Genomic DNA, 21,626 nt, shown 5'->3' with positions numbered 1-21,626 from the left:
GGCGAAAAAAGAGGCCGGCGACACGAATGTCGCCGGCCAGTCGGCTCAGGAAAGAGATCAGAAGCGAGCGCGCACGCCGATGGTGTAACGCGGCTCGAACTCGTTGCGGCTCTGGAACTGTTTCGCGCCGTCCTTGAACTCGAGGTAGTATTCCTCGATTTCGCCCAGGACGTTCGAACCGTTGGCGTAGATCGTGACCATATCGCTGACGTCGTAGGTCACGTTCACGTCCACGTATTGCGACGTGTCCTGATAGATCGGAATCTTCACCGCCTCGCCGTCCAAAGTCGTGCCGAGGGTGCTGTTAAGGCGCGGCGTGCGATAGTTCCAGGCCAGGCGGGCCTGAAGCTTGTCGCCCTGGTACCAGACCGCAGCGTTCAGCGAATGCTCGGAGTTATCCTGGAAGGGCAGTTCATTCCCGTCCAGCATGGTCTCGTTCGATGAGCTGTCCGAGTAGGTGTAGCTGCCGTCGAAGCCGAAGTCGGACCAGATCGGCGTATCGATGAAGTCCGACAGACCGATCTTGGCGCCGATTTCAACGCCCTGCAGTTGGCCGCCTTCGCCCTGCACCGGACGGTTCACATCCACCAGTCGCCGCACCACGCCGTCCGCGTCGGGATACTCCCCGCTTTGCGGAATGGTCTGACGCGTGACGAAGCTCTCGATGTTCAGGCGGAAGGCCGCGATGTTGAACATCGTCGCCGGGCCGTAATAATACTCGAGCGTCAGGTCGTAGTTGTCCGAACGCCACGGGTTCAGATCCGGGCTGCCGGAGAGGGTGGCGCCGGTCACACGACGGATGCCGCGCGGCGGAGCCGTCGGATCCGATGGCGTCGGACCGTTGGAGTCCGCTGTCGAAATCGTGACGCCGCCGCCGTAGTTGCCCAGATCCAGCGGGATCATGGTCTTGGCGAAGGCGCCGCGCAGCTTCAGTTTGTCGGTGAAGTCATAGGCCAGGTTCACCGACGGCAGCCAATCCGTGTAGCTGCGGCTGGTGAGGGTGTCGCCGAGGTCGTTGTTGGTGTCGCCATAGGCGCGGACATCGCCGGTCTGGTTCTGACGGACACGCAGTTCGGTGCGGACCATACGCACGCCGACGTCGCCGTGCAGTTGGCCGAACTCGATCGCCCCGTTCACATAGGCGCTGTCCTCATAGAGGTCGACGTCATACGAGTTGCCGGGAATGATCACGTCGAAGGCGTTGCCGAACACCCGCTCCTGGAAGGCGCGGGGGTCGTCGAAGTCGCGCGGATCCGCCACCCACACCCCAGGAATGCCCGAGGCGACCGAGCCGAAGTCGGTCAGGAAGTAGGTGTTGTTGTTCTCGCGCAGCAGCGTGGGCCGGTTGACGGTATAGCCCTGGAAGCAGGTCGGGGTGTTGGAGACGGTGCCGGCGGTGCAGCTGCTGGGCGTCGCATCGACCGCCAGGGCTGAGTTGAAGCCGGGGTTGGTGACATATTCACCCGCCTGGCACTGGGCGTTGTCCATCACGACGTCGATGGCCTTCCACTGCGCCGAACAACCCGCCTGGTTGCCTGCGCCCTGTCCGGCGTAGAATTCCGAGAACAGGTGGAAGTTGGTGATTTCGACTTCACGGCCGCTGTGGCGGACGCCCGCGTCGACGCGGGTCAGGAAGCCGAAGGCCGGGGCTTCCTGGAACTCATACGAACCGTCGAACCGGACAACGGTCAGATCCGAGTTGTTGCGCTGGTTGTTTTCCGAAGAATAGGCGCCGACCGTGTAGCTGTCGAGGTTCGCCATATACTGGCTCAGCGGGACATTGCCGAGGCCGCCAGTGATGTTGTTCTGGAAACCGCTCCAGGCCAGGGTCGAGCCGCCGGTGTCGATGTGCAGTTGCGGATCGGCGCCGTAGCCCAGGGGGTTCGGGTTGATGTAGCGGCCGCCCTGGCTGCCGACCACGCCGTTCGAATACTGCGAGGCGGGATAGAGCGCCGCGATCGAGGCGGGGAAGAAGGTGCCGCGCGTGCGGTCGGCGCCTTGACGGAACAGGGTGAAGGCCCGATCCGAATTATACTGCCAGTTCGACAGGTCGCCCTGCACCTGGCCGTTCATGCTCAGCAGCGAGGCGTCGGCCTTGATGGCGCGTGCGTTGAAGGTGAAGGGGCCGCCCTTGTCGTAGTCCAGCTCCAGGTTGAAGTTCTTGGACTCGTTGTTGGTGACGCGGTTGACGGTGAAGGAGTTCACCCACCAGGCGTCGACATCATACTCCTCGACGTCCAGCCAGCCGAGACCGGTGTCGGTCGACTCGGTCGGCGTCAGCCAGCCGAGGCCGCTCCAGCGGTTGGAGACGTTCAGGCCGGCGGCGCGGTTATACTCGTCCTGCTTGGTGTAGAAGGCTTCGGCCGTCAGGCGGATGCCGTCCTCGATGTCGAACTGGAAGGCGGCGTTCAGGCCGATCCGCTCGCGTTCCACCACGCGGTTGAACATCTCATAGCCGTGAGGTGCAAACCAGGCGTTGCCCGAGCCGCCCCAGTCGTTGCTGCCGAGCAGGCTGCCGGCCGAACCGGCGTAGTTGTTGCCAAGGTTCGAGTTGCTCATGACGCCCGAGATCATCGCGCCCATCCGGTCGCCGCGCCAGTTCAGCAGGCCGTTGATCAGATAGTCGTCCTGACGGGTGCGTTCTCCGGTCTGGTATTCGGCCGCGCCCGTCACGGTCGTGCCGTAGCTGAAGTCCATCGGTCGACGGGTGCGCAGGTCGATGGTGCCCGAGATGCCCGACTGGGCGTTCGACACGTCCTGCGACTTGAACACGACGATCGAGCTCATCAGCTGCGACGGCACGTCGTTCAGGTTCGGCTGGGCGCTGCCCAGGTTGCCGGGGCTCAGATATTGTTCGCCGTTCAACAGGGTCACGACCTGCGGCAGGCCGCGGATATTGACGGTCGAGCCTTCGCCTGCGGAGCGTCGGATCTGGATGCCGGCGATCCGTTGCAGGGCGTCGGCGACCGTGACGTCGGGCAGTTTGCCGATGTCTTCCGCCGAGATGGCGTCGACGATGGCGGTCTCGTTGCGCTTAACGTTGATCGACTGGGTTTGCGACGCGCGGATGCCGGTGACGACGATTTCGCCGATCTCGGTCGGGTCCTGGGGCGCCGGGATCGGCGCCTGTTCCGCGACCTGGGCCCCAGTTTGGGCATAGGCCGGCGCGACAAGCGCCGAACTCGCCAGCAGGGCGGCCATCATGGGCCTCTTGTAAATTCTCATCTCGTTCTCCCTCCTCATTGGCGCCGCGTTTTGTTGTGCGGCATTGGTTCAAGGCTTGATGGTCGACCCTGAAAGCGTGGCCGTCGCGCTCAACCCCGCCTCGGCGGCGTCGCGGGCGACGGTGATGCGGTAGTCGCCCGGCGCGATCCGCCAGCCGGGCAGGGCGGTGTCGTACTCGGCCAGGATGCGCGGCTCGGCGGTCAGTACGATGCGGCGTGTCTCGCCCGGCGCCAGGCTCACGCGGGCGAAGGCCGCCAGACGTCGGGGGTGATCGCCTGCGGCGACATACAGCTGCGGAACCTCGGCCCCGGCTCGATCGCCGGTATTGGTCACATCGAGGCTGACGCTGACGCCGTCAGCGCTGGAAACCGCCAGGTTGGAATAGGCGAACTGGGTGTAGCTGAGGCCGTAGCCGAACGGGAACAAGGGCTTGCGGCCCTCGCGGGCGTACCAGCGATAACCGACGTCCGACCCCTCGACGTATTCGACGGCGAAGGGCTGCAACTCCGCCCCTTGTGGCGCGCCGGGGTTGGCGGCCGCAGCCGCATCAACTGCCTTCATCTCCGCCAGCCCCGGCGGTGTCGGGCGCGGCGCCTGGTCGGCCGAGGCGGGGAAGGTGATCGGCAGGCGGCCGGACGGATTGACCTCGCCGAACAGGATACGGGCGATGGCCTCGCCGCCGCGCTGGCCGGGATACCAGGCCTGGATCACCGCCGGGGTCTTCTCCAACCAGGGCATCAGCACGGGCCCGCCGGTCTCCAGCACCACCACTGTCCGGGCGTTGGCGGCGGTCACGGCGGCGATCAGTCCGTCCTGCCCGTCCGGCAGCGACAGGCTCTCGACGTCCTGGGCCTCGGTCGTCCATTGGGTGGCGAAGACCACGGCGATATCGGCGGCCCGCGCCGCAGCAGCCGCCGCCGCAGGGTCTTTGCCGTCCACATAGGTCACGGTCGCGTCCGGCGCGACGGCGCGGACGGCGTTCAGCGGCGACGACGCATGCCAGGTGATCCGCGCGAACGAGGCCGCCGCCCCCGAGGTCAGCGGAATCTCGACCGGCGCCCCGCCGACCGACCGCACCTGGGACGACCCGCCGCCCGACAGGACGCCGACATCGGCATGGCCGCCGATCAGCACGATCCGCTTCGCCGTCCTGGCCAGCGGCAGGACCCCGCCCTCGTTCTTCAGCAGGACGATCCCCGCCTCGGCCGCGCGCTGAGCGACCTCGGCGTTCCGGGCGTAGTCGATCGGCTGTTCGGTCGTAACCACGGGCGCGTCCAGCACCCCCGTCTCGATCAGGCCGACCAGCAGGCGGCGCACCATGTCGTCCAGCCGCGCCTCGGGGATCCGCCCGGCGTCCAGGGCCGCGCGGAACGGCGCGTCGAAATAGAGCGCCCGGTCCAGCTCCTGGCCCGAGGCCTGGTCCAGACCCGCCAGCGCCGCCTTCTCGGTCGAGTGGACGGCGCCCCAGTCCGACATGACCCAGCCGTCATAGCCCCAGTCGCGCTTCAGCACCTGGTTCAGCAGAAAGTCGTTCTCGCAGGCCCAGTCGCCGTTGACCTTGTTATAGGCGCACATGACCGCGCCGGGGTTTCCCCGCTCGATGGCGATCTGGAAGGCCAGCAGATCGCTTTCGCGCAGGGACGCCTCATCCAGGCGCGTGTCCATGATCATCCGCCCGGTCTCTTGCGCGTTGAAGGCGAAGTGTTTGATCGTCGAGACGATCCGGTTCGACTGGACGCCGCGAATATGTTCGCCGGCCATGACCCCGGCCAGCAGCGGGTCTTCGCCCAGATATTCGAAATTCCGCCCGTTCCACGGATCGCGCGTCAGGTTGACCCCGCCGGCCAGCAGGATGTTGAACCGCTTGGCCCGCGCCTCGGACCCGATCATGGCCCCGCCGGCATAGGCGATCTCGGGATCGAAGGTGGCGGCCGTGGCCAGGCTGGAGGGCAGGGCGGTGGCGACGTCGCCCTTGCGCTGTTCGACCTGGTTGGCGACGCCCAGGCTGGCGTCGCTCTCGCGCAGCGTCGGTATGCTCAGGCGAGGAATGCCGGGGATGTGGCCGGCCGAGGGGATCATGTCGGCGACGGGCGCGTCGGGGGTGCGCTCGGCCATGGGCGGGAAATAGCCGTGGATCAGCTGAAGCTTTTCGTCGCGCGTCATCCGCGACAACAGGTCGTCGGCCCGTGCGTCCACGTCCGTCTCCGTCAGGTCCGCCATCGCTGCGACGGTCGCGGCTTCAGGCGAGCGGGCGAGTGCGGAAAGCGGCGCTGCGCCTATGGCCAGAGCCAGGGCGAGACGGCTGATCCGCGACGGCGTACGAAACTTCAAGACGTCCCCCAAGACCTACTCCGCGACGGCGACCGCCGTCAGGACAAGAGTTGGGAGGCGGCGCACACAATCCATGATGGCGGCGGACAGCCGTCAGCATCGCCCGCGACAGCAGGCTTTTCGATCATGTTTGCGGATGACGTCTGTGACGCCAGATTTCGCCGACCGATGAGGCCGATGATCTTCCGCTCCCTGTGCGGAGGCTCTTCGGCCCCTCGCAAGCCTAGGTAAGCATGTATTGAGAGCGTTCACAACACGAAATGGACATGATCGAACGCGGGTATGAGGGGCGGGGCTTCACATGTCGTTTCAGGGCGGCGAAAGCCTGCGGGCTATATGTTGGAGAAATTATTATTTTTATTCAAGCGTTTGACTGGACGACCGCCTCTCTGTCGGACCCGCTGCTGCGGCGGCCAGCGCCCTGTCCGAGGTTCGTTCGCTCAGGACTGTTTGCCATTTTGGACACAAACGCCTGGCGCGCGAAATAGGCAGGCGGAGCGATCGCGAATGACGCAAGGGCCGGGGATGGGTCTCATCCCCGGCCCCTCATCAGGCCGCATCCGTGATGTCGAGGTGCGTCGGCCCCTTAAAACCTGAGGGCGAACCCCGGCTCAGAGCACACCGATCATCGAGGCGACCAGAGGGTGGCGCACGATGTCGCGTTCGGCCAGCCGCACCACGGCGATATTGTCGATGGCTTCCAGCCGGGCCGAGATGTCCGACAGGCCCGAAATGCCCGGCAACAGGTCGGACTGCTGCGGGTCCCCGGTGACCACCATGGTCGAGTGCCAGCCCAGCCGCGTCAGCAACATCTTCAGCTGGACGTATGTGCAGTTCTGGGCCTCGTCGACGACGATGAAGGCGTTGTTCAGGGTGCGGCCGCGCATATAGCCGATGGGCGCGATCTCGATCAGGCCCTCGGCCATCAGGGCCTTGACCCGCTTCATCGACAGCCGATCCGACAGGGCGTCATAGAGGGGGCGCAGATAGGGGGCCAGCTTGTCCTCCATGTCGCCCGGCAGGAAGCCGATGGACTCGCCGGCCTCGACGGCGGGACGGCTCAGCACGATACGGCCGACCTTGCCGGCCTCCAGCGCCTCGACCGCCTTGGCCACGGCCAGATAGGTCTTGCCGGTGCCTGCCGGACCCAGGGCCATGACCAGATTGTGCGCGTCGATGGCCGCCATCAGTTCGATCTGGCCCTCCGACTTCGGCTTCAGCGTCTTCAGATAGCCCTGCTCGCGATCATCGTTGGACGGGTGGGGCGACCACCCGGATCGTTCGTTGTGAGGGCTGTGGAGCCGGCGAACCTTCGACTCCTCGATGAACTCCCGAGAATCGAGGATACCGCTCTCACGGGACTGACGCTTCATTGCCGCACGCTTGGTCATGGACGCCTCCAGGGCATGAAAAAAGGCGGACCCATAGGGGTTCCGCCTTGGCTGGTCTTGGGGAGGAAAAGGTCGCGGCCCGCGTCACGGCGACCGCCCGGATCGACAGCTGGGCCGTCCGCAACGGGATGGACCCGCCGCCGAACAACCGAACCAGGATCCCAACGCGCCAAGCGAAAGCCCCGACAACTGACCGGATCGGGCTTGATCCGGCTTCGGATCCGGGGCCGAAATGGCGGCCTGCGAATCGCATCAACAGTTAGATGCTATCGTGGTTAGAAATCTGTTAAAGCCCTCGTTTTTAGAATATTAGGCGGCGTTCTGATGACCATTTACGCCTTAGGCGACAGCAAACCTCAGTTTCCGCCTGAGGGCGAATACTGGGTGGCGCCGAGCGCATCCGTGATTGGGAACGTGATTCTGCATCCCAACGCCAGCGTCTGGTTCGGGGCGGTGCTGCGCGGCGACAACGAGCCGATCACAGTGGGTCCTGACAGCAACATCCAGGACGGCAGCGTCCTTCATACCGACATGGGCTCGCCCCTGACCCTGGGCCGGGGCGTCACCGTCGGCCACCAGGCCATGCTGCACGGCTGCGAGGTCGGAGACTACAGCCTGATCGGCATCGGGGCGGTGGTGCTGAACGGGGTCAAGATCGGCCGTAACTGCATCATCGGCGCCAACGCCCTGCTGACGGAGGGCAAGATCATCCCCGACAACAGTCTGGTGGTGGGCCAGCCGGGCAAGGTGGTGCGCGAACGCGATCCCGATCAGATCGCCGTGCTCCAGATGTCGGCCGAACACTATGTCCAGAACTGGAAACGGTTCGCGGCGGACCTGCGCCAGATTTCCTAATCTGAAAGGCAAAGCGCCTGATTTTCAGGGGCTTGAGAAATAATTCGCCCATCGACCTATCGGTCTCTGGATCCAGGTTAGGATTCGGGTGGGGCTTTCGCCCGGGTCTTTGACATCGTTGCGGACGAGCCATTGCCGGCCGAGACGCGCCGCTCTGCGCTTTCTCAATCCCTGAAATTGCACTCCTTTGCACAGGGTGCAGTTTTTTGTTCTTAAAAAACAATCCCATGGCCAAATTGCACTGGCCGCGAAGATTGTACGAAAATAGACTGTTTTTTTATCGAGTGGATTCCGTCCATTTCAGCGCCCGATCCATCGGCGCCGCGCCGATTAGAGACGGTACCCCGCCAGAACCGCCCGCGCCGCCGTCGCATCGGCGTCGATTTGGGCCTTCAGGGCCTCCAGCCCGTCAAAGCTTTCCTCGCCCCGCAGCCAGGCGACCAGTTCCGTCTCGATGATTTGGCCGTACAGGTCGCCGTCGAAGTCGAACAGCCAGACCTCCAGCAGCGGCGTCTCCAGCGCATACATGGGCCGCACGCCCAGACTGGCGACGCCATCGACGACCCGCCCGTCGGCCAGCCGGCTGCGCGTCGCATAGACGCCATAGGCGGGCCGCATATAATCGCCCAGCGGCATATTGGCGGTGGGCACGCCGATGGTGCGGCCGCGTTTGTCGCCGTGGATCACCTGGCCCTGGATGGCGAAGGGTCGGCCCAGTATGGCGGCGGCCCGCTTCATGTCGCCGGCCTTCAGGGCCTCGCGCACGGCGCTGGACGACAGTTTCAGCCCGTCGGCGTCGTCCAGCCGCTCGGCCACCGAGACGGTGAAGCCCAGCCGTTCGCCATAGATCCTCAGCGCCTCGGGCGAGCCTGATCGCCCCTTGCCGAAGGTGAAGTCGAAGCCGACCGCCGCATGGCGGACGCCCAGGCCCTCGGACAGCACGCGCTCGGCGAAGTCGGCGTCGCTCATGCCGGCCATCTCGCCGTCGAACGGCAGCACGTACAGGATGTCCACGCCCAGCGGCGCCAGGGCCTGGGCCATCTGGTCCGCCGTCATCAGGCGAAACGGCGCCGCCTCAGGCTGGAACCAGCGACGCGGGTGGGGATCGAAACTGACCACGCCCAAGGGCGCGCCCAGGCGCTCGGCGGCCGCCTTGGCGCCGGCAATGACCGACTGATGTCCCCGGTGCACGCCGTCGAAGGCGCCGACCGCCACCGCCGCGCCCTTCAGGGCGTCCGGCACGTCGCGCCAGTCGCGGACGATCTGCATCAGCGCTGGGAAGGTTTGCGCCGGCGGGGCACGCGGACGACGGCCACGCCGTCCATGATCATAGTCTCGCCGACGAAGCCTTCGCAGCTCAGCTTGACCCGCGCGCTCTCGGGTTCGACCTCGATCACGGTGATCAGGATGCGGACGACATCGTCGATCCGCACCGGTTGATGAAAGGCCAGGGTCTGGGAGATGTAGATCGACCCGGCGCCCGGCAGCATCGTCCCGACCACGGCCGAGCCGAACGAGGCGCTCAGCAGACCGTGTGCGATCCGACCGCGATAGGCGGTCTTGGACGCAAAGGCCTCGTCCAGGTGGACGGGGTTGAAGTCGTCGGACGCCTCGGCGAACAGCCGGATGCGATCCTCCGTCGCGACCACGATTTTTTCCGCGGCCATGCCGACGTGAAGTTCGTCCAGGATGTAACCACCGGACGGATGCTGCTGTACCAATTCGACCATGGATCAGGCTTTAGCTGCGGTGCGACAAAATGGCGAGCCTTACCAGGCCAGTTCGAGCGCGGCGTATCGCGCATATGTTGTTTCAGCCTTCAACAGGTCGCCGGCGCGGGCCGGATCCAGCGTCCCGTCCTCGCCCTTGGCCTGGTCGCCGTGGATGCCTTGGGCGATGAACAGGCAGTCCAGGGCCTGGGCGTTGGCGCCCATGACGTCGGTCACCACACCGTCGCCGATGCACAGGACCCGCGACCGATCGACCGGCCGCCCCAGCAGGGCCTGCGCCTCCCGGATCGCCAGATCATAGATCGGCGCATAGGGCTTGCCCGCCATGACGACGCGGCCGCCCAGCGATTCGTACAGGTCGGCCAATGACCCGCCGCAGTAGATCAGCCGGTCGCCCCGCTGAACCACCCGGTCAGGGTTGGCGCAGATCAGTTCCAGATCGCGCGATGCGGCGACCGTCAGCCGCTCGCGATAATCCTCGGGCGTCTCGACCTCGTCATCGACAAGGCCCGTGACCGAGACGAAGGCGGCCTCGGCGGCGTTGCTCGCCACGTCCAGGTCCAGACCGGCGTACAGCGGCGCGTCGCGCTCTGGCCCCAGCAGCAGCGCCGGCCCCGGCGCCCGCTTGGCCAGCTCGGCGCGGGTGGCGTCTCCCGAGGTGACGAAGGCCTTCCACGCCTCGCGCGGCACGCCCAGCCCGTCCAACTGGGCGATCACATCCGAGGCCGGGCGCGGCGAGTTGGAGATCAGCACCACATGCCCGCCCTCGCGGTTGAACCGCATCAGGGCCTCGCACGGCGCCGCCCAGCTTTCGCGCCCGTTGTGGATCACGCCCCACACGTCGCAGAGCAGGATGTCGTAGTCGCCGGCGACGGCGCCGAGGTGAGGCAGGGCGTGGGGGAGGGTCATGACCATCCCATAGCCCTTCTCCCCTTGTGGGAGAAGGTGGCCCGAAGGGCCGGATGAGGGGGTGTTACAGCGTTCAAGGTCAGAGGGGGTAACCCCTCATCCGACCTCGCTGCGCTCGGCCACCTTCTCCCGCAAGGGGAGAAGGGAAGAGGTTCAGCTGAACCGGCGCCGCTGCTCGGCGCTGCGCAGAGTCGAGCGCAGGAACTCCGCCGGCGGGTCGGTTTCGGCCAGGACCTTTTCCTTGATGGCGCGGGGTTCGCCGAACAGGTGGCCCTGTCCCATGCCGACGTCCAGCTCCAGGATGTCGACGATCTGGCGTTCCGACTCGACCTTTTCGGCGATCACCTCGACCCCGTAGCGGCGGGTCAGGGCGGCGAAGTCGGCGGCCTGGATGTCGGGCATGGACCGCAGCGGCGCCCCGCCGTCCAGATCCAGCAACTGCTCGATCAGCAGGTCGGCCGAGACCTTGATGAACTTGACGTCCGCCCGTTGCAGGTCGGCGAAGTCGAGGTCCAGCGTCTGAACCTTGTCCAGCGAGAAGCGGAAGCCCAGATCGGCCAGCTTGGCCATGTTGCGGGCCTCGATGGCGCCGCGTGCGTCGAAGTTCGCCTGGCCCAGTTCGAAGATCAGCGCCTGGTTCAGGTCGCGGTTCTCGCTCAGGAACTCGAGGAAGCGCGGGAAGAAGGTGTCGTCGCCCAGCGAGGTCAGGGCCACATTGCAGAAGACCCCGACCTTGCGATCCTGCCGCGCCAGCCGGCGCACGATCTGGGCGCAGCGGAACAGCAGCAGATTGTCGATCGCCGGCACCAGGCCCTCGCCCTCGGCCAGCGACAGGTACTCGGCCGGCATCATCACCCGGTCGGTCGAATCCCGCAGGCGGGTGAAGCTTTCATAGAAGATGGTCCGCCGCTGGGGCAGGGAGACGACCGGCTGGAGGTACAGATCGACCCGACCCTCGCTCAGCGCCTCATGGATGGTGCGCAGCAGGACGTTGGACTGGGCCAGGCGGCGGCCTTCGAAGGTCTCGACGCCGATGTTGGGCGCGCTGGACAGACGATGGTCGATACTGTCGCTCATCTGCTGGACCAGGGTCTCGAGCATCCGCACCTCGCCGGTCAGGGCGTCGGTGTCGGTCAAGGCGCCGCTCTCGATGGCGTGGGCCAGTTCGGTCAGGGCGCCCTGGGTCGATTCCATGGCGTCGGCCAGCAACCGATGGGCCTCGCGCACCTGATCGATCTCCTTCTTCAGGGCGCGACGGGCCGCCATTCCCGTGACGATGCCGTGGAAGGCGCCCAGCAGACCCAGGGCTCCGAGCGCCCCCGCCACGCCGGCGCCGGCGCCCAAGCCCGCACGCCACAGGAAGGCGCCCACGGTCATGCCGAGGAACAGATAGGCGAAAAACAAAAAGCCCGTAGTCAGGTTACGCATCGGCTGGCGGTGGCCACTCCCGGATGGAATCGCCTGAGTATCAGGCTATCAATGTCGTTCGGCTAGAGCCGGGGTGCAAATAACCCGGCGGAACCCAAGGGAAACGCAATGGAACTGTTCGATCTGACCGGCAAGGTCGCCGTCATCACCGGCTCGTCGCGCGGCATCGGCAAGGCGATCGCCGAGCGGCTGGCTGAACACGGCGCCAAGGTGGTCATCTCTTCGCGCAAGGCCGGCCCCTGCGACGAGGTCGCCGCCGAGATCAACGGCAAGTACGGCGAGGGGCGCGCCATCGCCGTTCCCGCCAATATCGCCTCGAAGGCGGAATTGCAGCGGCTGGTGGATCAGACCAACGCCGCCTTCGGCCAGATCGACATCCTGGTGTGCAACGCCGCGACCAATCCCTATGCCGGGCCGATGGGCGGGATCGCCGATGATCAGTTCGAGAAGATCCTGCAGAATAACGTCATCTCGAACCATTGGCTGATCCAGATGGTCGCGCCGCAGATGGTGGAGCGCCGGGACGGGGCGATCCTGGTGATCTCGTCCATCGGGGGCTTGCGCGGCAACGCCCTGATCGGGGCCTATAATATCTCCAAGGCGGCCGATATGCAGCTGGTGCGGAACCTGGCGGTGGAGTGGGGGCCGTCGAACGTGCGGGTCAACTGTATCGCCCCGGGCCTGGTCCAGACCGATTTCGCCAAATATCTGTGGGAGAATCCCGAGCTGCTGAAGACGGTGGCCGAGCCCGCGCCGCTGAAAAGGATCGGTCAGCCGGATGAAATCGCCGGCACGGCGGTCTATCTGTGCAGCCCCGCTTCGGCCTATGTGACGGGGCAGACCCTTGTGGTGGACGGTGGATTGACGATTGCCTGGTAAGAAAACGCGCTCAAGCAGCCCGAAGGGCGGTAGCGCCAGAAATGTGCGACAAGATTTGATGTGGCGCCTGGAGGCCTTCGGCTTCCAGGCGCTGTTTTCGTTCCTGCGCCTGCTCGGCGTCGAGCGGGCCTCGGGCCTGGGCGGCTGGCTGCTGCGGACCCTGGGGCCGAAGACGGGCACGCAGAAGACGGTGATGCGCAATCTGCGGATCGCCTTTCCGGACATGGGCGACGCAGAGCGTGACGCCCTGGCGCTGGAGCAGTGGGACCGGACGGGGCGGACCTTCGCCGAGCTGGCGGTCATGGATCGGCTGACGCCTGAGGGCGGGCGGGTCGAGGTGGTCGGGATGGAGCGGCTGCACGCCCTGCGCAACAGCGGCCAGGCGGCGGTGCTGATCTCGGGCCATCTGGCCAATTTCGAAGTGATGGCGGCGGTGATCATGGCTTCGGGCCTGCCGTGCCAGGTGACCTATCGGGCGGCGAACAATCCCTATGTCGACGCCCTGATCCGCCAGAGCCGCGAGCGCTACGGCATCCGCCTGTTCGCGCCGAAGGGCGATGGGACGCGGGAGCTGATGGCGGGGATGAAGCGGGGGGATTCCATCGCCCTGCTGGTCGATCAGAAATATAATCAGGGGCCGGAGGTCGCGTTCTTCGATCAGCCGGTCAACGCCTCGCCGGGGGCGGCGCGGCTGGCGCTGAAGTTCGACACGGTGATCCAGCCGCTGTCGGTGGTGCGTCTGCCGGGGGTGCGGTTCCGGGTGACGGCGCATGAGCCGATCCGGGTGGCCGAGACCGGGGATCGGGACGCGGACATCCTGGCCGGCGTCCAGGCCGTGAACCGCTTCGTCGAGGATCGGGTCCGCGAGGTTCCAGAAGACTGGTTCTGGGTCCACCGGCGCTGGCCCGACAAGGTCTATGCGGCGCTGAACGACTGATCCGATTCGACCCCGCGACGCAGCGGCCCGTCGTAGTTGGCGGCTTCCTTGCGGCGGCGGCAGGGGCCGCAATAGGTGTCGATCTTGACGAAGGGGCGGGGGTTGAGGATGACCGCCTTGATCCGCTCGATGATCGAATTGGCGGTCAGCGGCTTGGCCAGGAACTCGGTCACGCCGGCGTCGCGGGCGGCGTGGATACGGCTTTTTTCGGCATGGCCGCTCATCATGATGATGGGCAGGTAGATGTTGCCGCCGTCCGCCCCGGTTCGGACCCGGCGGGTCAGTTCGTCGCCGTCCAGCGGGAACATGTTGTAATCGACCAGGGCCAGATCGACCGGCTTGCTGCCCAGAATGCTGAGGGCCGCAGCGCCGTCGCTCGCTTCGTAAACGCTGCGGATGCCGGCGGCGCGCAGAATCGTGGAGGCGATGGTCAGCATATGCTCTTGGTCATCGACCACCAGAACGTTCAGCGACCGCAGCAATGACATCCGGAGCCTCCCACCGAAGCGAGGTCTGACAATACGGGGTTATCCTTACCCGTGCAAGCGTTGAAGTTGTTGTCGGGGCTGCGTCAGGGTGCGTGGACGCCCACTAGTAGCGAGGGGTCGAGGTTGCGGTCGCGCCACTTCAGGCGCCAGCACAAATGCGGTCCGGTGGCGCGGCCGGTCATGCCGACACGACCCAGGGGATCGCCGCGCCGCACGGTCTGGCCTGGAGCCACGTCCTGCTGCGACTGGTGCAGATAGGCGCTGATCAGGCCTTGTCCATGGTCGATCAGGGTCAGGCCGCCCTCGAAATGCATGTCGGGGCGGACGAAGATGACGCGGCCGTCGGCCGGGGCGCGGATCACGGTTCCGGCGGGGGCGGCGAGATCAATGCCGTAGTGGGGACGGGCCGGCGTGCCGTTCAGGACGCGCTGCGCCCCCCATTCGCTGGAGATGCGGAAGGCCTCGAGCGGCCAGATGAAGCCGTCGCGGAAATCGTCGGTGTCGGCGTCGCTGGCGAAGGCCTCGGTCTTGAGGGCCAGTTCCTGCTGTATGCGGGTCAGCAGGGCGGGGTCGCTGGGTTCGACGGTGGCGGGCGGCAGGCCGTCGACCCGGGTCGAGGGGAAGACATGGGGGGCGATGTCGAGGACGCGGCGGGTCGTGCGGTCGCCGGAGCGGGCGCCGGATCGGACCGCGATCTCGACCCCGGCGGGGGCGTCGCGGTCGAAGCCGACGACGAAGCGGCCGTCGGCCGAGGCGGTGGACAGGGCCTCGCCGTCCACGAAGATCAGGGCGCGAGGTTCGGTGCGGCCCAGGGCGTAGCCGCCCTGACGCCAGGCGCCGTTCAGGATCAGGTCGAGTTCGCCTGGAGCCGGGACATGGGCGCCCAATCTGTGCGGGACGGCGAGGGTTGCGCCGACGCCCAGCAGCAGGGAGCGGCGTCCGATCACCCGGCCTTCATCCCGGCGATGAATTCGGCCGGGCCGAGATAGGCCTCCTGCCGGGTCGGGCTCCAGTAGCGCAAGGTCTCCAGCGGGATCGGCTGTTCGGTGACGGCGCAGCGGACGAAGCGTCCGGGTTTCAGAACGGCGAATTCGCCGTCGCCGTAGTGAAGGGTCGCCTGTGCGGAAAGGGTCGTGTCCATGGGGGCCAGTTAACGATGATCGGTCGCTGAGGCCAAGGAGAGTTTCACGCCGTCTGTCGGCATGCGGCATTGGGGGTTCCTTTTGGGGCGTGGGGTTTGGAGTGTGGTGAATTGGCTGCGTCTTCGCGGCTGAGCAGCGAAGTTCGGGGAGGGCGTGGGACGCCGGGTCTGCACCCGGGGTTTGGAGTTTTAAGTACCGTTTCGGCGCAGTCGTCGTCCCACGTGGTCGTTTTCCACACGCGCTCCGGCTGGCGGCCCTAGCCTTCGAGCCTTGCCGGATCGGCGGGCCGTCTTGCGACGGCTTCGCCGGGGCGGACATGCCGATTGAAAATCGACAGCGGTTCGCTTTCCGAAGCGTGCGGCGAGCAGGAGACGGCATCCATCGCCGCCCCTAAGGACCCCGGCGGTCTCCTCCCCACCGGCTTCATCGCTCGACCACAGCCCCGCCGCCGTCAGGGCGCTGGATCCGACGCCCTCCCCATCGGCGGGGATGAGAGGAGGATAAGGGCGCCGGCTTCTATGGCGCGGAAGTCGGGGTGAGATTCTTATAGAGCGTTGAAATCTTTGGGAACGGACCAGCGTCATTGTGCGCGCTGGGTCACCTCTCCGCGCGCGAAGGCGCGTGGGGAGGACAGGTCGCGCTTGCGACCAGGCGGGGGCGACTCCGGCGGTGGGGATGACCGGGGCGGCGTCTGACACCGAGTCGCCCCCTCCTGGCGTTCGCTGACGCTCTCGCCGGTCCTCCCCGTCGGCCTTCGCCGACGGGGAGGTGAATGAAATGGCGTCACCTCTCCGCGCGCGAAGGCGCGGGGGGAGGACAGGTCGCGCTTGCGACCAGGCGGGGGCGACTCCGGCGGTGGGGATGACCGACCCAGCTTCAAACACCGAGTCGCCCCCTCCTGGCGTTCGCTGACGCTCCCGCCTGTCCTCCCCGCCGGCCTTCGCCGACGGGGAGGTGAGTGTGGCCTAGAACCAGCCGTTGCGGCGCCAGCGGTCGTCGCCGCGGTGGCGGTCGTCGGGGATGTAGCGGCCGTCGCGGTCGTACCAGCCGTAGCCTTGTTGGTAGCGGTCGTAGCCGTCCAGGGCGTAGGCGTCATTGACGTATTGGCCGTCTTCGTTCTCCCACCAGTCGCGGGGATAGGGGGTTTGCTGGCAGTCGTAGAAGCCGTTGCCGGCGCTCCAGGACGGGGCGTAGCGGTCGCGGTAGCGGTTTTCGAAGCGGGGGCGGCACAGGTCGCGCGACCAGACGCGGTTGTTGCGCGCCTGGATACTGGCCCGCTCCTCGTCATAGATGGCGTCGCGGACGCCGGCGAAACTGTTGCCGGTGATCACGGCGCGGCCCGAGACGGCGGCGACGCCGATCTGGCTGACGCGGACGCGGTTCTGATCGAAGACGAGCTCGCCATTGTAGAGGACGGCGCCCTTGTCGCCCTTGCAGATCCGGCTGTTGGAGACCGAGACCGAGGCGCCCTCGACCGCCACGCCCTCGACATAGCCGCAGATCTTGGCGTTGCTGATAGCCACCTGGCCGTAGTCGCGGGCGGATCGGACGATGACGCCGATGGCGCGGGGGCCGAAATTGTTCGGCTGTTCCGAGCCGATCAGGGTGACGGAGGTCAGGGTGGAGGGGGCGCCCGAGCCCGGCGTCAGATCCACGCCCGACTGGGCCCCGGTGATGGCGGTCTCATAAAGGGTCGTGGCGGCGCCGTCGGCGACGATGGCGGCCGAGACGGTGCGGGCGTCGATCAGGACGTCGCGCAGGTCCAACAGACCGCCGTCGGCGTAGATGGCGGCCTCGTCCCCGGCGTGGCGGAAGCCGACCCGGTTCATGACGATCTCGGCGTCGTAGCCGACCACGCAGGCGGCGTCGCCGGCGCGGGGCGAGGCGAAGACCAGGTCGCGGACCTCGACCCGGACGCCGGGCGCGACGGTCAGGCAGGGCAGGCCGTCCGGGGCCTGGAGGGTCGGGGTCGCCGCATCCCAGCGGCGCGGATCAAAGCCGCTGTCGCCGATGATGGTCATCGGCTTGTCGATGTTCAGCCAGCCGACGCAGGCGCCGGCCCGGGCGCGGATGATCAAGGTGCCGCCGGGGCGCACCCGCTGGACCGCGCTTTCGATCGCGCCCGAACCGGGATTGCCGCCGCAATCGACCAGGACGACCTCCTCCTGGTGCGGGGGGCGGGGCAGGGGGCGCCAGTCGGGGCCGCGATACCGGCCGTAGTCATAACGGCGATGGGCGCGCGGCCGGCTGCGAGTCGGCGGCTCCAGCAGGACGCCGAAATTGGGCCGGGTCTGGGCCTCGACCTTTGCGGCGACCTGAGCCTGAACCGGGTCGGGCAAGGCGGTGACGGCGGATAGGGCGAAGGCCGCGAGGAGCGAGACTTTCGCGAGCGAGCGGATGTTCATGCGACCAGACCCTCCCTGTTAACGGCGCTGTTGTTGGGCGCGGGACACCTGGGACAGCAGGGCCTGCAAACGCGAGGCCGAGGGGCCGAAGCCCGACAGCGAGGATTCGATGCGGAAGGCGACGGCGTCGGCCTTGTCCTGATCCGCCACCCCGGCGACGCCGAGGGCGAAATAGGTGGACATGGCGAACTTGGCCTCGGGGCTGCCCTGGCGGGCGGCCTCGCTGAACCATTTGAACGAGCGGGCGTAGTCGGCGGGCAGGCCGATGCCCTCGGCGTACATGACCGCCAGGACCAGCTGGGCCTCGGACGAGCCGTTGACGGCCGCCAGCTGAATGGCGCGGACCCGTTCGACGGGGGACAGCCGGCTTTCGGTCGCATGGCCGATCATGGCCTCGAAGGCCTCGATCTGTTGGCGGGACAGCTGTTCGGGGGCGGTGACGGCCTCGGGCGTCACGCCCAGATAGCGCAGGGCGCGGCCGACATGGACGAAGGGCAGTTCGCCCTGAAGCCGCGACAGGGCGTATTCATAGGCGTCGCCGCGCGGGCGGCTTTCGTCCGAGAAGGGCACGCCCGAGGCGGGAGCCTCCAGCGGATAGAATTCGAACGGCGGCGTCCATTGGCGGGCCTTGGCCTCGACGAAGCCGGCGTACTGGGCGCGGCCGGGCGAGGAGCGTTCGAAGTCCTTCATCAGCACATAGGCGCCGACGTCGCCGGTCTGGACCGCCAGATAGTTGTAGAGGTAGGCGTCGACGTCGTTGCGCTGGAACAGATTGACCGCCGCCCAGTAGCCGCCGCGCGAGCGGGGCTGGCCTATCGCCGGGGTCTTGCCCTCGGGCTTGCGGCCGAGCGCCTCGCGGGCCTCGCGATTGTCGGCGGGCTCGCCGAAGGGGCCGTAGAGGCCGTCGTGCAGGCGGGCCAGGGTGCGATAGCCCTCGGCGTCCTGGGTCGAGAGGATGTAGATGACCCGGTCGCGCACCGCCTCCTGCTCCTCGCGGCTCATGCGCGACAGCTGGCGGTCGAGCACCTGATAGGCGCGGTGGCGTTCGAAGGCGCGGCAGTCGTCGTATTTCGACAGGGGACGCAGGCCGCCGCCGAACACGCCGCCCTTGCGGTCCACCCCGTTGATCGGGGCGTAGCCCTCGTCATTGGCCAGGGCCATGGCGTACCAGACCGAGCTCTCGATCGGGTCTTCGATATTCTTGTCGGTGGCGCGGACGGCGGCGTAGCGCGAGCCCAGCTCGAGCTGGGCGAAGACGTCGCCGCGGAAGGCGGCGCGGCGCAGGTGGCGCAGGCCCGCCTCCTGGGCGTTGAACTCGGACCCCGTGACCGAGGCGGGGCGGGGGCAGGACAGGGCGGCCTCGTTCGGACCGCCGCGCCGCCAGAAGGCGGGGGCGCCGTCGCCGCAGCTGGCCAGCAGCAGGACGGCGATCAGCAGGACTAGAACCGCCACGGCGCCGCCGGCCAGGGGCATGCGATGCCGCTGGAGCCGGGACGGACCGCGATCCGCGTTGTCGTACTCCCGCATACTGTCCTGTCGCTCCTCAAAGCCCCGTGTTCGGCGCGACGCTGGGCGGCGCGCGGGCGCCGGCAGGTCCGACCGTCAAACATGGTTAACGATGTTTTGCGACAAAGCGACGCGACAGCAAGCGACATTTTTCTGGTGTTCGAACCTTGTTGTGCGATTTCCGGTATTTAAGAATTTCGCTCGCAAGGCCGAGGCTCGCATCCGACGGCCTCGCCGCCTATATCGGCTCCGAATCACAAGGAGCCGCCCATGTCCTATGTCGCCCGCGACGATCGCCCCGCCGACAAGGCGGACCGCTATGCCGAGGTCGAGGCCGAGATTCTGGCCGTGCTGGACGGGGAGCCCAATGTGACGGCGCGGATGGCCACCGTGGCCTCGATGCTGGCCGACGCCTTCGACGACTTCTTCTGGACGGGGTTTTACGTCGTGGCGCCGGACAAGACGCCGGATGGGGCCGACGAACTGGTGGTCGGGCCCTATCAGGGCACGCTGGGCTGCCTGCGGATCGCCTTTGGGCGCGGGGTGTGCGGGACGGCGGCGGCGACGCGGACGACCCAGCTGGTCGAGGACGTCCACGCCTTTCCCGGCCATATCGCCTGCGACAGCCGCTCGGCCAGCGAGATCGTGGTGCCGGTTCTGGACGCCTCGGGCGCGCTGATCGCCGTGTTCGACGTGGATGCGACGACGCCGGCCGCCTTTGACGCCGTGGACCAGGCGGGGCTGGAAAGCCTGTTGGCCAAGGTGTTCGCCGCCGGTTGAGCGGAATCTGGGGGAGGGGATGGAGGACGAGATGACGCAACGGGTGATGGTGATTACCGGCGGGCACGGGGTGCTGGGCCGGGCCGTGCTGGAGGCCGCGCAGGCGGCGGGGCTGGCGGTGGCGGTCATCGACCACGCCGCGGGCCATCCGGTCCCGGCCGGAGTGCTGGAGATTGGCGGGGTGGACCTGACCGACGCGGCCCAGGCCGAGGGGGCCGTGGCCTCGGTCATCAGCCGGTTCGGGCGGCTGGACGTGCTGGCCAATATCGCCGGCGGGTTCGTGTGGCAGACGACGGACGACGCGGCGCCGGCCTGGGAGCGGATGCAGGCGCTGAACCTGACCACGGCCCTGAACACCAGCCGGGCGGCCCTGCCCTATCTGAAGGCGGCGAGCGACGGGCGGATCGTCAATATCGGCTCGGCCGCCGCGCTGAAGCCCGGCGCGGGCATGGGGGCTTACGGCGCGGCCAAGCTGGGGGTGCACGCCCTGACCCAGGCCCTGGCGGAGGAGTTGAAGGCCACATCGGTGACGGTCAACGCCGTCCTGCCCTCGATCATCGACACCCCGGCCAACCGCAAGGACATGCCGGAGGCCGATCCGGCGACCTGGGTGGCGCCGGCCGATCTGGCGGCGGTGATCCTGTTCCTGGCCTCGCCCGAGAGCCGGGCCATGACCGGGGCGCTGGTGCCCGTGACCGGGCGGGTCTGATGCGGGGCGATCTGGTCCGCAGCGTCCTGTATCTGCCGGCGTCGAATGCGCGGGCGGTGGAGAAGGTGCGGGGTCTGAACTGTGACGTGGCGATCCTGGACCTGGAGGACGCCGTGGCGCCCGAGGCCAAGCTTGAGGCGCGGGCGGCGGCGGTCGCGGCGGTTCGGGCCGGAGGATTTGGGCCGAGTCTGGGGGTGCGGATCAACGCCCTGGACAGCCAGTGGGGCGAGGACGATCTGGACGCCCTGGCGGCGGCGGGCGCCGGCCTGATCGTCGCGCCCAAGGTGGAGACGGTGGAGACGGTGCAGGCGATCTCGGCCCGCGCGCCGGGGGCGGCGCTGTGGGCCATGATCGAGACGCCGCGTGGGCTGATCGCCTTGAATGAGATCGCGGCGGCGGGCGGGCGGCTGGACGGGCTGATGCTGGGGGTCAATGACCTGGACAAGGCGCTGGGGACGGGGGCGTCGCCGGATCGCGAGCCGTTCAAGCCGTGGCTGGCGGCCCTGGTGGTGGCGGCGCGGGCGCAGGGGCTGGCGGCCATCGACGGGGTGTTCAACCGGATCGAGGACGCCGACGGCCTGGCGGCCGAGGCGGCGCAGGGGCGGCTGTACGGGTTCGACGGCAAGAGCCTGATCCATCCGTCGCAGATCGCCGCCGCCAACGCCGCCTTCTCGCCGAGCGAGGCGGAGGTCGAGGCGGCCCGCGCCGTGGTCGAGGCCTTCGCCGCGCCGGAAGCCGAGGGGCGGGGCGCGATCCGGGTGGCGGGCGCCATGGTGGAACGTCTGCATCTGGTCCAGGCCGAGGCCGTGCTGGCGCGTCATCGGGCCGCCCAAACATAGGCCGCGATGAAATGCCGGAGCGTCCCGTCCACAGAACTTGCGCTGGTTAAGTATATTGCCGGGTTGCAGGAC

At 67.5% G+C, this 21,626-nt stretch carries 18 protein-coding genes; 6 read left to right on the top strand and 12 right to left on the bottom strand.

Going from position 1 to position 21,626, the window contains the following annotated elements:
- Nucleotides 1-57: 57 nt before the first annotated feature.
- The 3 genes from OU998_RS13820 to OU998_RS13810 form a co-directional block, all read right to left on the bottom strand.
- On the bottom strand, nt 58-3,225 hold the full coding sequence (locus OU998_RS13820; RefSeq protein ID WP_267514226.1) for a TonB-dependent receptor: 3,168 nt from the start codon (nt 3,223-3,225) through the stop codon (nt 58-60).
- A 48-nt stretch (nt 3,226-3,273) separates the two neighbouring features.
- Entirely contained in the window at nt 3,274-5,445 is a 2,172-nt protein-coding gene (locus tag OU998_RS13815) for a beta-glucosidase (RefSeq protein ID WP_420709838.1), read from the bottom strand.
- A gap of 722 nt (nt 5,446-6,167) precedes the next feature.
- Nucleotides 6,168-6,959, bottom strand: a complete 792-nt coding sequence (locus tag OU998_RS13810; protein ID WP_267516801.1) for a PhoH family protein — start codon at nt 6,957-6,959, stop codon at nt 6,168-6,170.
- Between the two features lie 312 nt (nt 6,960-7,271).
- On the opposite strand from OU998_RS13810, the gene OU998_RS13805 reads away from it, so the two are divergent.
- On the top strand, nt 7,272-7,802 hold the full coding sequence (locus tag OU998_RS13805) for a gamma carbonic anhydrase family protein (protein WP_267514224.1): 531 nt from the start codon (nt 7,272-7,274) through the stop codon (nt 7,800-7,802).
- A 330-nt stretch (nt 7,803-8,132) separates the two neighbouring features.
- Here the strand turns inward: OU998_RS13805 and OU998_RS13800 are convergent, their stop codons facing one another.
- The 4 genes from OU998_RS13800 to OU998_RS13785 form a co-directional block, all read right to left on the bottom strand.
- Nucleotides 8,133-9,071 carry a bifunctional riboflavin kinase/FAD synthetase gene (locus OU998_RS13800; RefSeq protein ID WP_267514222.1) on the bottom strand — a complete coding sequence of 313 codons (939 nt, stop codon included), beginning with the start codon at nt 9,069-9,071 and terminating at the stop codon, nt 8,133-8,135.
- Nucleotides 9,071-9,532, bottom strand: a complete 462-nt coding sequence (locus tag OU998_RS13795) for a MaoC family dehydratase (RefSeq protein WP_267514220.1) — start codon at nt 9,530-9,532, stop codon at nt 9,071-9,073. Before OU998_RS13795 ends, OU998_RS13800 begins: the two co-directional genes overlap by 1 nt.
- Nucleotides 9,533-9,571: 39 nt before the next feature.
- The gene (locus OU998_RS13790) at nt 9,572-10,441 is read right to left on the bottom strand and encodes a TIGR01459 family HAD-type hydrolase (RefSeq protein WP_267514219.1); all 870 of its coding nucleotides are present in this window, start codon (nt 10,439-10,441) and stop codon (nt 9,572-9,574) included.
- 153 nt (nt 10,442-10,594) lie between these two features.
- The gene (locus tag OU998_RS13785; RefSeq protein WP_267514218.1) at nt 10,595-11,869 is read right to left on the bottom strand and encodes an EAL domain-containing protein; all 1,275 of its coding nucleotides are present in this window, start codon (nt 11,867-11,869) and stop codon (nt 10,595-10,597) included.
- Nucleotides 11,870-11,977: 108 nt separating this feature from the next.
- Here OU998_RS13785 and OU998_RS13780 point away from each other — a divergent pair, with 108 nt between their 5' ends.
- Both OU998_RS13780 and OU998_RS13775 read left to right on the top strand, forming a co-directional pair.
- The gene (locus OU998_RS13780) at nt 11,978-12,748 is read left to right on the top strand and encodes an SDR family NAD(P)-dependent oxidoreductase (RefSeq protein WP_267514217.1); all 771 of its coding nucleotides are present in this window, start codon (nt 11,978-11,980) and stop codon (nt 12,746-12,748) included.
- A 58-nt stretch (nt 12,749-12,806) separates the two neighbouring features.
- Entirely contained in the window at nt 12,807-13,685 is an 879-nt protein-coding gene (locus OU998_RS13775) for a lysophospholipid acyltransferase family protein (RefSeq protein ID WP_267514216.1), read from the top strand.
- Here OU998_RS13775 and OU998_RS13770 read toward each other — a convergent pair.
- From OU998_RS13770 to OU998_RS13750, 5 genes are all read right to left on the bottom strand, one after another.
- Nucleotides 13,664-14,173, bottom strand: coding sequence for a response regulator (locus OU998_RS13770; protein WP_267514214.1), 510 nt, complete (start codon nt 14,171-14,173; stop codon nt 13,664-13,666). The two genes, OU998_RS13775 and OU998_RS13770, sit on opposite strands and share 22 nt — an antisense overlap.
- 83 nt (nt 14,174-14,256) lie before the next feature.
- Complete coding sequence (locus OU998_RS13765) at nt 14,257-15,120, bottom strand: M23 family metallopeptidase (RefSeq protein ID WP_267514213.1); 864 nt, start codon at nt 15,118-15,120, stop codon at nt 14,257-14,259.
- Nucleotides 15,117-15,314, bottom strand: a complete 198-nt coding sequence (locus OU998_RS13760; RefSeq protein WP_267514212.1) for a DUF2093 domain-containing protein — start codon at nt 15,312-15,314, stop codon at nt 15,117-15,119. The genes OU998_RS13765 and OU998_RS13760 overlap by 4 nt, the downstream gene beginning before the upstream one ends.
- 966 nt (nt 15,315-16,280) lie before the next feature.
- Nucleotides 16,281-17,720 (bottom strand): hypothetical protein, encoded by a 1,440-nt coding sequence (locus tag OU998_RS13755; protein ID WP_267514211.1) that lies wholly within the window; start codon nt 17,718-17,720, stop codon nt 16,281-16,283.
- Nucleotides 17,721-17,738: 18 nt separating this feature from the next.
- A complete protein-coding gene (locus OU998_RS13750; RefSeq protein ID WP_267514210.1) occupies nt 17,739-19,247 on the bottom strand; it encodes a tetratricopeptide repeat protein in 1,509 nt (502 codons plus the stop codon).
- A gap of 249 nt (nt 19,248-19,496) precedes the next feature.
- Between OU998_RS13750 and OU998_RS13745 the strand changes: the two genes are divergently transcribed.
- The 3 genes from OU998_RS13745 to OU998_RS13735 are packed head-to-tail and all read left to right on the top strand — an operon-like array spanning nt 19,497 to nt 21,554.
- On the top strand, nt 19,497-20,006 hold the full coding sequence (locus OU998_RS13745; protein ID WP_267514208.1) for a GAF domain-containing protein: 510 nt from the start codon (nt 19,497-19,499) through the stop codon (nt 20,004-20,006).
- Between the two features lie 31 nt (nt 20,007-20,037).
- Nucleotides 20,038-20,715 (top strand): SDR family NAD(P)-dependent oxidoreductase, encoded by a 678-nt coding sequence (locus OU998_RS13740; RefSeq protein ID WP_267514207.1) that lies wholly within the window; start codon nt 20,038-20,040, stop codon nt 20,713-20,715.
- Nucleotides 20,715-21,554 carry an HpcH/HpaI aldolase/citrate lyase family protein gene (locus OU998_RS13735; protein WP_267514206.1) on the top strand — a complete coding sequence of 280 codons (840 nt, stop codon included), beginning with the start codon at nt 20,715-20,717 and terminating at the stop codon, nt 21,552-21,554. The genes OU998_RS13740 and OU998_RS13735 overlap by 1 nt, the downstream gene beginning before the upstream one ends.
- The last annotated feature ends 72 nt before the right edge of the window (nt 21,555-21,626 follow it).

Source organism: Brevundimonas sp. SL130, assembly GCF_026625805.1.
GTDB lineage: Bacteria > Pseudomonadota > Alphaproteobacteria > Caulobacterales > Caulobacteraceae > Brevundimonas.
Note: the sequence above shows the minus strand (reverse complement) of the source record. Positions and strands in the feature narration are given on the sequence as shown.